The organism is Flavobacterium sp. (genome assembly GCF_017985075.1).
Classification (GTDB): Bacteria; Bacteroidota; Bacteroidia; order Flavobacteriales; family Flavobacteriaceae; genus Flavobacterium.
Map to the genome: position 1 here is coordinate 85,796 of NZ_JAGNYF010000003.1, position 12,315 is coordinate 98,110.

General features: G+C 31.8%; 13 protein-coding genes. 6 read left to right on the forward strand and 7 right to left on the reverse strand.

Annotated features, from left to right (window positions below):
- Positions 1-11: 11 nt before the first annotated feature.
- The 3 genes from KA468_RS01595 to KA468_RS01605 form a co-directional block, all read right to left on the reverse strand.
- Positions 12-1,055 carry a cytochrome c peroxidase gene (locus KA468_RS01595; protein ID WP_291241200.1) on the reverse strand — a complete coding sequence of 348 codons (1,044 nt, stop codon included), beginning with the start codon at positions 1,053-1,055 and terminating at the stop codon, positions 12-14.
- Between the two features lie 60 nt (positions 1,056-1,115).
- Positions 1,116-1,919, reverse strand: coding sequence for an MbnP family protein (locus tag KA468_RS01600; RefSeq protein ID WP_291241201.1), 804 nt, complete (start codon positions 1,917-1,919; stop codon positions 1,116-1,118).
- A 108-nt stretch (positions 1,920-2,027) separates the two neighbouring features.
- On the reverse strand, positions 2,028-2,450 hold the full coding sequence (locus tag KA468_RS01605) for a hypothetical protein (RefSeq protein ID WP_291241202.1): 423 nt from the start codon (positions 2,448-2,450) through the stop codon (positions 2,028-2,030).
- A 143-nt stretch (positions 2,451-2,593) separates the two neighbouring features.
- Here KA468_RS01605 and KA468_RS01610 point away from each other — a divergent pair, with 143 nt between their 5' ends.
- Entirely contained in the window at positions 2,594-2,923 is a 330-nt protein-coding gene (locus KA468_RS01610; protein WP_291241203.1) for a hypothetical protein, read from the forward strand.
- 51 nt (positions 2,924-2,974) lie between these two features.
- Here the strand turns inward: KA468_RS01610 and hemL are convergent, their stop codons facing one another.
- From hemL to KA468_RS01625, 3 genes are read right to left on the reverse strand one after another with little or no spacing between them, the layout of a single operon-like run.
- A complete protein-coding gene (hemL, locus tag KA468_RS01615) occupies positions 2,975-4,261 on the reverse strand; it encodes a glutamate-1-semialdehyde 2,1-aminomutase (protein ID WP_291241204.1) in 1,287 nt (428 codons plus the stop codon).
- Positions 4,261-5,112 carry a glucosaminidase domain-containing protein gene (locus KA468_RS01620; protein WP_291241205.1) on the reverse strand — a complete coding sequence of 284 codons (852 nt, stop codon included), beginning with the start codon at positions 5,110-5,112 and terminating at the stop codon, positions 4,261-4,263. Before KA468_RS01620 ends, hemL begins: the two co-directional genes overlap by 1 nt.
- Positions 5,109-6,008 (reverse strand): 1-aminocyclopropane-1-carboxylate deaminase/D-cysteine desulfhydrase, encoded by a 900-nt coding sequence (locus KA468_RS01625; RefSeq protein WP_291241206.1) that lies wholly within the window; start codon positions 6,006-6,008, stop codon positions 5,109-5,111. The genes KA468_RS01620 and KA468_RS01625 overlap by 4 nt, the downstream gene beginning before the upstream one ends.
- Before the next feature lie 82 nt (positions 6,009-6,090).
- Here KA468_RS01625 and KA468_RS01630 point away from each other — a divergent pair, with 82 nt between their 5' ends.
- The 5 genes from KA468_RS01630 to KA468_RS01650 all read left to right on the forward strand — a co-directional run bounded on the left by KA468_RS01630 (position 6,091) and on the right by KA468_RS01650 (position 11,113).
- The gene (locus tag KA468_RS01630) at positions 6,091-6,267 is read left to right on the forward strand and encodes a DUF5522 domain-containing protein (protein WP_291241207.1); all 177 of its coding nucleotides are present in this window, start codon (positions 6,091-6,093) and stop codon (positions 6,265-6,267) included.
- A 69-nt stretch (positions 6,268-6,336) separates the two neighbouring features.
- Entirely contained in the window at positions 6,337-8,316 is a 1,980-nt protein-coding gene (locus KA468_RS01635; protein WP_291241208.1) for a urocanate hydratase, read from the forward strand.
- Positions 8,317-8,326: 10 nt separating this feature from the next.
- Positions 8,327-8,857: a DUF4136 domain-containing protein gene (locus KA468_RS01640; protein WP_291241209.1), complete on the forward strand. Its 531-nt coding sequence runs from the start codon at positions 8,327-8,329 to the stop codon at positions 8,855-8,857.
- 128 nt (positions 8,858-8,985) lie between these two features.
- A complete protein-coding gene (locus tag KA468_RS01645; protein WP_291241210.1) occupies positions 8,986-10,743 on the forward strand; it encodes an aromatic amino acid hydroxylase in 1,758 nt (585 codons plus the stop codon).
- 58 nt (positions 10,744-10,801) lie between these two features.
- Positions 10,802-11,113 (forward strand): rhodanese-like domain-containing protein, encoded by a 312-nt coding sequence (locus tag KA468_RS01650; protein ID WP_291241211.1) that lies wholly within the window; start codon positions 10,802-10,804, stop codon positions 11,111-11,113.
- A 5-nt stretch (positions 11,114-11,118) separates the two neighbouring features.
- On the opposite strand, the gene KA468_RS01655 is transcribed toward KA468_RS01650, so the two are convergent.
- Positions 11,119-12,066 (reverse strand): GSCFA domain-containing protein, encoded by a 948-nt coding sequence (locus KA468_RS01655; protein ID WP_291241212.1) that lies wholly within the window; start codon positions 12,064-12,066, stop codon positions 11,119-11,121.
- Positions 12,067-12,315: the final 249 nt, after the last annotated feature.

The window sequence follows — 12,315 nt, forward strand, 5'->3', positions numbered from 1 at the left end:
ATGTATATTTATTAATATTCAGCAAATTTTGGATTTGTGATAAACTCGTTGTCAGTTAACGTTTTTAAAAACGCAATAAGATTTGCTTTTTCTTGATTTGACAATGGAATTCCTAAAGTGCCATTCGAATTTAAACTTGGATCCAAAGTAGTTGAATTTACCATTCCCGAAGAATAATGATTTAACACTGCGTCTAAAGTAAAAAATCGTCCGTCATGCATGTACGGCGCTGTAAGTTCAATATTTCTTAAACTGGGTACTTTAAATTTATACAAATCCGCATCTAAAAGAGTTACCCTATAACGCCCAACATCATTAAAAGTTGGATTAATTGGCAAACCATTATTTCTAAATGAATTATCAGTAAACAAATCTGTAGCATGACATGTGGCACATTTTTGATTGAAAATAGCATAGCCTTGCAATTCTTGCGCAGATAAATTACCTCCCGTTTCATTTCTTCTATACTTATCGAAACGAGAATTTGAAGAAACCATCATTGCCATAAATTGACCCAACGCTTTGAGCATATTTTCAGAATTAATTTGTTTATCTGGAAAGGCTTGATTGTAAAGTTTTACATACGCGGGATCAGATTTCATCATAGCAATAGCAGTTGAAAAATCACCATTCATTTCAATCGGACTGGTAAATGGGATAATCGGTTGTAAATCCAAATGAGACGCAGCGCCATCCCACATAAAAGTAGATTGAAATGCTAAATTCTGAATCGGAGGTGTATTTCTCGTTCCAATATTATCTCCTACACCATGGCTTAATGAATGACCGTGATGTGTAAAAGCATCTTGCTGAATATGGCAAAATCCGCAAGAAATTATTCCATCTGAAGCCAATCGACCATCATAAAATAATTTTTTCCCTAATTCGAAACCTTTTTCAGTAATAGGATTATTAATTGTGTTATACGTGGAAGGTGGAAAATTACTTGGAACTACAAGATTCAAAGGCAAATTCACATATTCACTCTCATCATCAGAATGTTCACAACCAAAAAATGACAAAAACGTAAGCAATATTAAATATTTTGCTTTCATATCGAAAAAATATTAAAAAAGACTGTCATAAGAAAAAATGACAGTCTTTTTAATTAAATGTTAATCATTATGCACATGATGTACTTCAAACATATTACTTAAATTTGAAGTAACTAAAGGTAAATTTGCGCCTCCCATAATCATGGCGCCCATTCCTCCCATGTTATTATTAGAAAGACTTATTTTATTTGTTCCATCAATTATATGTTGTAAATCTGCCATAATATGAACTTGAGGAGTAATTGAACTTCTAACTAAAGCATTGTTTGGAAAATTTAATGTTACTTCAGTATAATTATAGTCTGTTCCTGTTTGTCCAGTATGAACTTTATAATCTGTTGCAGTTGTTACCGTAGGTGAAGTAAAAGTACCTTCAAAAGCAACAAATTTATAGCCAGCACTCCAACTCCACATCATACCTGCAGTTTGTGCTTGAGTAAGAAAATTACCTTGACCTGTTGCACCAAGTGCCCATTGCGTTTGATCAACTCCTATTCCAAATTTGATGCTTTTATAATCACCTGCTGGAATATTTGGTAAATTTAATAGCGTACTTGCTGGAGTTGCTTCATCAATTATAAAGTAACTCTCAGATTTTGGAATTGTATAAGTTGAATTATCTGTTTTTGTTAAAACTATATTGCTTACAATGTATTTTGCTTTGCTAACTTTAATAACTTCTCCATTAGAGTTTGTATAGTTAGTAGCAAATGCTAAATCTGCACTACCATATACATTGTCAAACTCTACTTTTAAATTACCTTTTTCGTCTATTGCTGCTGCAGGTGCATCATCATTATTACAAGAATTGAATACGAAAGCTATAGCTAAAATTGCTATACTATTTTTTAATTGAAATTTCATTTTATTTTAGTTTAAATTATAGATAATTGATGCTTGAATAGTTTCAAACATTATTTTTTGGACATAAGTGTCCTTTCCGATTAGAAAAAAACGGAAAATCTTTTGTATTTAAACTAATTTAGTGGGTGGATGAAAAATCTGAGAACTATTTAAATGAAAATAGTTATTAAAATAATGAGTAGAAATAGCAGCTACTTTGTAAACACTTTTTTTGATTTCAAAATAAATAGTATTTTGATAAAAAAGCACTTCTATTTCTTGTTTATTTACTGATTTTTTATCTTTTGAATTCGAATTTTCTTCTGAAGAAGCTTTTGCCAATTCCTTTTTTAAATGACATTTACCATTACATTCCATTTCTGGCTTGTCTTGGTTTTCACAAAGCTCATTTGCAATATACTCATAGTTAACAAAATAGCTTAAAACTGGTAAAACAGGTTTTACCAGAAATAAAAATGTAATTAAAATAGCTATTTTTTTCACAATACAAAGATACAAAATATTCGAAATAGAGATAAAAATTGATGGCATTTTTTAATTAAAATGCAGAAAAAAAAGCAGAAAAGTAAATTCTTATACTTACTTAAAAAAATAAAAAAAATAATTATTTGTAAAAAAGGCTTTGATATTGAAAATATTTTTTATTTTTGATAAAACTATTAAAAGATTTAACAATGAAAAATTTATTAGGCGCTCTTGTTTTGTTTTTAGCTTTCACAGTTAATGCTAATGCTCAAGAAACATTTAAAAAAGTAGACGAGAAAATTGAAGCTAAAAATAATATGGTTGCACTTTCTGAAGCGATAACCGTAGAAGGGACTTTAAGCGACGATTTAACAAGATTATTTGAATACAAATTCAGAAATTTAAACGAAAATCTTTCAGCAGAAAGAAAAATCGAATTAGCGAAAGTAATTGAAGCTAAATTAAGAGCTACTCTTTCTCAAACTCAAATGGAAAGTATTGAAAATAAAAAAGGTTTGTTGAAAAAATTAACAAACTAAAAATAAATTACTTTTTAAAAAGCCCGTTTAGTTAACTAAACGGGCTTTTTTTTATAATATTTTTGCCACTTCTTGAATTGATTGAATCGTAAAATCTAAATCTTCATAACTTAAAGCATCAGTAATAAACCACGTTTCATATGCTGAAGGTGCAATATAAATGCCACGTTTCAACAATTCGTGAAAGAATTTCTTAAATCTTTCGTTATCTCCATTTTTTGCAGTTTCAAAATCATACACTTCATTTTTATCAAAATGCACTGAAATCATTGATCCTACTCTATTTATAGTAAACTCAATATTATTTTCTGACAAAACTTTTTGAATTCCGCTCTCTAAATAAGCTGTTTTTTCTTCTAATCTATTAAATATTTCTTTATCTGAATTTAATTCCAAAAGCATTTGATAACCTGCCGCCATAGCCAATGGGTTTCCAGATAACGTTCCTGCTTGATAAACAGGACCTAATGGCGATAACAAATTCATAATTTCATTTCGTGCTGCAAAAGCACCTACTGGCAAACCACCACCAATTACTTTTCCAAAACAAACTATATCAGCCGAAACTTGATACAATTCTTGTACGCCACCTTTTGCAAGACGAAATCCAGTCATCACTTCATCAAAAACCAACAAAGCTCCGTTTTCTTCACAAAGTTGCTTTAAACCTGATAAAAAACCTTTTTTTGGAGGGATACATCCCATATTACCTGCAACAGGTTCTACGATAATTGCTGCAATTTCATTTTTATTGGCTTCAAAAAGTGCTTTTACATTTTCTAAGTCGTTGTATTTTGCTAACAACGTGTCTTTAGCCGTGCCTTCAGTTACTCCAGGGCTATTTGGCACACCAAACGTACTTAATCCACTTCCAGCAGCAATTAAAAACGAATCGGAATGACCGTGATAACATCCTGAAAATTTAATAATTTTATCACGTTTGGTATAGCCTCGTGCTAAACGGATTGCGCTCATACAAGCTTCTGTACCCGAGTTAACAAATCGAATTTTATCAATATTTGGCACCATTGAAATGGCCAATTGAGCTATTTTCGTTTCTAATTCAGTTGGGGTTCCAAAAGAGGTGCCTTTTTTTGCCTTTTCAATTATTGCATTTACTACAGGCTCGTGGGCGTGACCTAAAATCATAGGCCCCCAAGAGTTGATATAGTCTATGTATTTATTTCCGTCTTCATCATATAAATAGGCTCCTTTAGCTTCTTTAATAAAAATCGGAAAACCGCCTACGCCTTTAAATGCACGAACAGGAGAGTTAACACCGCCAGGTATTACTTCATTTGCTTCAACAAATAACTGACTACTTCTTTGATATAACATTATTTTTTTACTTTTAATTTTTGACCGATTGAAATTCCGGATTCTAAAATAGTATTTAAACTTTTTAATTCCTCAACAGATATATTGTATTTTTTTGATAACGAGTATAATGTATCTCCTTTTTCAACGGTATGCTCTCCAATAACTTGTACTTGAGTAACAACTCTTGGTTTTGGAATAAAATTTCTTCCTAATACTTCATTGTCAATTTTATATAATTCGTACCGTTCTATAATACCAATTAATTTAGAAGGATATAACGTATCTGTTGCGTAACCCGCTTGTTTTAAACCATTTGCCCACGATTCATAATCGCCTTTATCTAATTTAAACAAACTTTCATATCGTTTTCTTGAAGATAAAAAAGCAGAATGATCTTTGTACGATTCAGTTGGGTCTTTATATTTTCTAAAACACTCTTGTTCGGCATCATCATCGTATTTTACAGACTCACCTGTCCATCCTGTATGGCATTTTATACCAAAATGATTGTTCGCTTCTTTAGCTAAAGAACCAAAACCTGCACCCGATTCTAAAATACCCTGTGCCATAGTAATACTTGCAGGAATTCCGTGAACCTTCATGTTATTTTTTGCCGTTTCTTTAAAATTTTCAATGTATTTTTTTACATCTTCTGTTGTAGCTTTTACTTTAGATGTTGCTACTAATATTTCGCTACCAGAAGGATTTTCCTTCGTTGGAGATTTTGCTACTGGTGTTGGTTTTGCAGCAGGCTTTTTTGAAGCAGGATATGTTTTAGAATACTTTTTTCCTTTAGTAGTAGTGATTTTAGAACCTCCACAACTTGTTAAAAGCAGCGCAAAAAATAGTATTAAAATTTTATTCATCATATCATTATCTTTGTTTTTCCAGATTTTTCTAATTTTAAATTCATACCTGCAATACCCTGTAAGCCACCGGTATGAATAGCTAAAATTTTTGAATTTGGTGGAAAAAAATCATTTTGTATTAAATCTAAAATACCAAACATCATTTTTCCGGTATAAATTGGATCCAATGGAATTTCATATTGAATGTAAAAGGAATTCATAAATTCAATTAACTCGTTTGTTACTTTTCCATAACCTCCAAAATGATACTTACAATTAATAGTCCAATTATTTTGATTTGCAAATTTAGCAATATCCTTTTGTAAAAAATCACCTTTTAAGGAAGAAAATCCAATAATATTTTGATGAGAAGCAGCACTATTAATAATTCCTGAAACAGTACCGCCAGTTCCTACAGAAGTACAGACATATGAAAATTCCGAATCGGGTTCAATTAAAATTTCTTCACATCCTTTTATAGCTAATTCATTTGTGCCGCCTTCGGGTAGTAAATAAAAATCACCAAATTGAGACTGCATTTCTTCTAAAAATTCGGGCGTTACTTTTAACCTATATGCATCTCTTGAAACAAAAACAAATTTCATTCCAAACTGTTGTGCCACTGCTAAACTTGGGTTTTCATTTATCTTTTCTTCTAATTCTTCTCCTCTAATTATTCCAATAGTTTCAAAACCAAACTCTTTTCCAGCACCTGCAACAGCTACAATATGATTAGAAAATGCCCCGCCAAAGGTCAATAATTTCTTTTTATTTTGGTCTTTGGCAGCTCGTATATTATATTTTAATTTTCTGAATTTATTTCCAGAAATTACAGGATGCAATAAATCTTCTCTTTTGATAAAAAGTTCAATTCCGTTAGGAAAATGAATAGGTATTTTCTGGTTTTCTGATTTCATAAAAAAGAAATAATTGTTTCATTAGTTAAATATTTAAAAAACTAATACAATCATTTGCTGCAAAGTTCCTAAATTTGCGAATATGAACAATGAAATAAATCCAAAAAATTTAATAGAAGGAGAAGATTTTTATTTTACTCCTGAAGGATATAAATGTTTTACAGAAAAACATCATTTAAAGCGAGGATATTGCTGTAAAAGTGGCTGTAGACATTGCCCATATGGTTTCGACAAAAAAACAGGAAGAAATAAAAAATAGTTTTAGACAATCGATTTTCAAACATAAATTTCTGAAAATCCAAAATCTAAAAATCCAAAATCTAAAAAAATGACTTTTAAAGAGCAAATACAACAAGGAATTCCAGATGTTTTACCGCAACATAAACCTTATGATGCCGCAATAAATCATGCACCAAAACGAAAAGAAATTCTTTCAGATGAAGAAAAAAAATTAGCTTTAAAAAACGCTTTACGCTATTTTGATGCCAAACATCATGCCGCGTTACTTCCAGAATTTAAAGCCGAATTAGAAAAATATGGTCGAATTTATATGTATAGATTTCGTCCAGATTACGAAATGAAAGCCAGACCAATTTCTGAATATCCAGGAAATTCTGAACAAGCAAAAGCCATTATGTTGATGATACAAAATAATTTAGATTATGCAGTTGCACAACATCCTCATGAATTAATTACATATGGAGGAAATGGTGCGGTTTTTCAAAATTGGGCACAATATTTACTTACTATGAAATATTTGTCTGAAATGACAGATGAACAAACGTTATCAATGTATTCTGGTCATCCGATGGGATTATTTCCTTCTCATAAAGAAGCACCAAGAGTCGTGGTTACCAACGGAATGGTAATTCCAAATTACTCTAAACCTGATGATTGGGAAAAAATGAATGCCTTGGGCGTGTCGCAATACGGACAAATGACCGCAGGAAGTTATATGTATATTGGACCTCAAGGTATTGTTCATGGCACTACAATTACTGTTTTAAACGGTTTTCGAAAAATAATAAAATCACCAAAAGGCGGTTTATTTGTAACCTCTGGACTAGGTGGAATGTCTGGTGCACAACCAAAAGCAGGAAATATTGCGGGTTGTGTAACCGTTTGTGCCGAAGTGAATCCTAAAATTACACATATTCGCCATTCGCAAGGTTGGATAAATGAAGTAATTGAAGACATTACACTTTTAGTAGCGAGAGTTAGAAAAGCAATGGAAACCAATGAAGTAGTTTCTATTGCTTATTTAGGAAATGTAGTAGATGTTTGGGAACGATTTGATGAAGTAAATTTACATATCGATTTAGGTTCTGACCAAACGTCACTTCATAATCCTTGGGCTGGTGGCTACTACCCTATTGGATTTACATTTGAAGAGTCTAATGAAATGATGGCAAATAATCCGGAAAAATTTAAAGAAGAAGTACAAAAAACGTTGCGTCGACATGCAGTGGCAATTAATAAACATACGGATAAAGGCACCTATTTCTTCGACTATGGAAATGCGTTTTTATTAGAAGCTTCAAGAGCTGGTGCTGATGTGTTTGCAGAAAATCATATCGATTTTAAATACAATAGTTACGTACAAGACATTATGGGTCCGATGTGTTTTGATTATGGTTTTGGACCATTTCGTTGGGTTTGTGCCTCAGGAAATCCTGAAGATTTAGCCAAAACAGATCAAATAGCATGTGAAGTTTTGGAAGAAATGATGAAAAATTCGCCAGTTGAAATTCAACAACAAATGGCAGACAATATTCAGTGGATTAAAGGCGCTCAAGAGAACAAATTAGTTGTAGGATCACAAGCTCGAATTTTATATGCTGATGCCGAAGGACGAATTAAAATTGCAGAAGCATTCAATCAAGCTATAGCTCGAGGCGAAATTGGAATGGTAATTTTAGGCAGAGACCATCATGATGTTTCTGGTACCGATTCGCCATACAGAGAAACGTCTAATATTTATGACGGTTCGAGATTTACGGCAGATATGGCTATTCAAAATGTAATTGGCGACAGTTTCCGTGGTGCTACTTGGGTTTCTATTCATAATGGAGGAGGCGTTGGTTGGGGCGAAGTTATAAACGGAGGTTTTGGCATGCTTCTTGATGGTACAAAAGAAGCATCTAAACGTTTGGAAATGATGTTGTTTTGGGATGTAAATAATGGAATATCAAGAAGGAATTGGGCCAGAAATGAAGGTGCAATTTTTGCAATAAAACGCGCCATGGAAGCACAACCTTTATTAAAAGTAACACTTCCGAACTTAGTTGACGAAAATTTATTAACTTAAACAATATTATATGAAATTAATTAAACTTCTTCCGGTTTTAGGATTTTTAATCCTTACTTCTTGTTCGTCTGTATATGTAAATACAGATTATGACAAAAAAGCAAATTTTGCAGCTTACAAAACCTATGCCTATAATAAAAGCAGCATAGATAAATTAGAAATTTCAGATTTAGACAAAAAGCGTATTTTATATGCAATTGATGCTGTAATGCCTACTAAACAATTTTCAAAATCAGAAAATCCCGATGTTTTAATCAATATTTTCACCAAAGAGCGTGAACGTGTTGATGTATACAACAACATGGGCTGGGGTTACGGTTTTGGCTGGGGCTGGGGTCCGAACTGGGGAATGGGCTATTCAAGAACCACTACCACTCCAGAAGGCACGTTATATATTGATATTGTTGATGCAAAAACTAAAGAGTTAGTTTGGCAAGGTATTGGAACGGGCTATTTAACCACAAATACAGAAAAAAAAGACGAAAGAATTGCAGAATTTGTAGCTAAAATTTTAGAGAAATACCCGCCAGTAATAAAATAATACTTCAAACAAATATAGTAATCCTGATACGTTTTTTTAATTCTTGTCAGGATTTTTATTTGCATGATAAAAATCATAATTTGATATAAAATTTATCGTAATTTTACTGAAACATCATAAATACCATTATGGAAACTAATTTTGAAAGTAACCCATTGATAGACAGGTTACCTAAACATTTAAAACAGTTTATAATTCCACAGGATTATTCTGATTATACGCCAATTAATCAAGCGGTTTGGAGATATGTAATGCGTAAAAACGTAAATTATTTATCTAAAGTGGCACATAATTCTTATTTAGAAGGGTTAGAAAAAACCGGGTTAGAAATTGATAATATTCCTAACATGTATGGTATGAACCGAATTTTGAAAGAAATTGGTTGGGCTGCTGTAGCGGTTGACGGATTTATTCCTCCAAGTGCTTTTATGGAATTTCAAGCGTATAATGTTTTAGTAATTGCTTGTGATATTAGACAATTAGAACATATTGAATACACTCCCGCTCCAGATATTATTCATGAAGGTGCTGGACACGCTCCTATTATTGCCAATCCAGAATATGCAGAATATTTACGTCGTTTTGGCGAAATTGGTTGCAAGGCCATTTCATCTTCAAGAGATTACGAATTATACGAAGCCGTTCGATTATTATCTATTGTAAAAGAAGCCGAAGACACTCCGAAAGCTGAAATTAAAGCTGTAGAAGACCAAGTTGAATTATTACAAAACAATATGGGTGAATTGTCTGAAATGTCAAAAATTAGAAATTTACATTGGTGGACAGTAGAATATGGCTTAATTGGAACAGTGGAAAACCCAAAAATATATGGTGCAGGTTTGCTATCATCTATTGGCGAAAGTGCTTGGTGTATGACAGATGAAGTCAAAAAACTTCCATACGATATTTCAGCAGCAGACCAAAGTTTTGATATCACAAAACCACAACCACAACTTTATGTAACGCCAGATTTCGCCAAATTAAATTCTGTTTTAGAAGAATTTGCAAATAAAATGGCATTGCGAACAGGAGGTTTATCTGGAATTCAAAAATTAATTACTTCAAAAGCTATGGGTACTGCAGAGTTAAGTACTGGCTTACAAATTTCAGGTGTTTTTACTAACGTTATTGAAAACGAAGGAAAACCAGTATACATTCAAACCACAGGAAAAACAGCTTTATCATATAGAGAAAAAGAATTAGTAGGACACGGAACAGCATCGCATCCAGATGGATTTGGTTCACCAATTGGAATGCTAAAAGGCATTAACTTGGCCATAGAAGATATGGGTCCAAGAGATTTACGCGCCTATGATATTTACGAAGGCGAACAAATTACATTAGAATTTGAAGGAAATATTAAAGTTTCAGGTGAAATTATTACAGGTACACGAAATTTACAAGGTGAAATTTTACTAATTAAATTCAAAAACTGTACTGTAACTCACGGCGAAACGGTATTATTTGCTCCAGAATGGGGGATTTATGATATGGCTGTGGGTAAAAAAATAACATCCGCTTTTTCAGGACCTGCAGATGTTTCAAGTTTTGATATGATTACCCACGTTCCAACATCGCATACTATAAAACAAAAAAAATCAAGCAAACGAGAAGAACTTGAAAATTTATACCTAAATATTAGAAAATTAAGAGAAGGAAAACCTGCTGAAATTACGCTGAAAGAAGCCTTTGGTGCTGTAACTGCAAATCATGAAAACGATTGGTTACTTTCAGTTGAAATTGCCGAATTAGCTAAAAAAGAAAATCATTCGGATTTAATTGATAAAGTGTTAAATCATTTAGAAAAAGTTAAAACAAAACGTCAAGAAATTGCACATTTAATTGACGGCGGTTTGGCTTTAATTTTCGAAAAACAAACTACATAGTAACATTTGTTACATAAAAATTATAAGATTCCCATATATTTGCTAAAAACAAAACAACATGGGAATTTTAGATTTTTTAGGATTTGGTGATAAATCCGCTCAAATTGCAGCATTTAAAGAAAAAAATGCAATAATCATTGATGTTAGAACATATGAAGAATTTGCTGGAGGACACATTCAAAACTCCAAAAACATTCCTTTACAAATTATCGAATCGAAAATTAACGACATAAAAAAACTAAACAAACCAGTAATTGCTTGTTGCAGAAGTGGAAACAGAAGCGGAATGGCAACAAACATACTAAAACGAAACGGAATTGAATGCATAAATGGCGGTAGCTGGCAAAGCTTACAAAGCAAATTACAATAGTGGCTTTAAAATTTCATTTCGGGATATTTAGTTACAATGTCATTAATTTTCTGTTTTAAATTATCCTGAAATTTTAAATGACTTTCAGAATTAGGATTAAAAGGTCTGTGATTCAATGCTTTTTGAATTTCTGAAACGTGTTGCATCGTTTCAAATTCGGTTTCATTTATATAATTTTCAGAAAATTTCATCCAAATATAATCAATTGCGGTTTGATTTGGATGCAACATATCTTCCGCATAAAATCGGTAATCACGTAACTCGTCCATCATAATTTCATAACTCGGAAAATAAATACTTGAAGTAGTATTTGATAAAAATTGATATAGCGCAGTAATTAAATGCGATTTACTTACGTTATTTTCAACAAAACCGTCTTTATTATGACGAACAGGAGAAATGGTAAATATAAATTTACAATTTGGATTTACAACTTGAATTTCTGAAACAATTCTTTTCAAACTCGCTTCTAAATCAGCAACAGAAAGCAACTCTTTTACAAATTGTTTTTGTGAAACTTTATGACAATTCGCAACAAGCGCATCGCTTTCAATATGCTTGTACAACCAAGAAGTTCCTAAAGTAATTAGACAATGTGTCGCTTTTTCAATGTGCCAATTTGTGGTATCAATTAATTGATTTAATGTAGTAAGAAATTCCGTTTTATTAGGATTCGAAAGTTCGGAATGTACTTCAAAACAATGCCACGCTTCGTTATGAAAAAATATATCTTTCTCTGTAAAATATTTTTTATGAATACTTCTAATAATTATTTTTTCTAATGAAATTGGATTAAAAATAATTCCAAACGGATTGGTAATCGTTGAAAATTTAAAATAGTCAAATTTATCACCCATATTTTCAGCAAAACAAGAACCTAAAGAAACTAATTTTGAAGAATAATCAATTAAAAAATCAGATTTTTTTATGGGAATGGTGGTTTGAAATTTCATAACTTTATTTATCGTCAACCAAAAGTACAAAAACAAGTTAAATAGTTACAAAATAATTTATAAAGTCTTTTTATTGTCTACTTTTGCCTCTTAAATTTTTACAAATGAAATTGCTTTATAAGTATTTACAAAAACACAAATTACTACTCTTTTTTGCGCTTTTAATGGCAACCATAAACATATGTTTTAGTTTATCGGATTCGATTATTACAGGGAAATTAATGCAGGATTGTGGTGTGGGAATTGCGA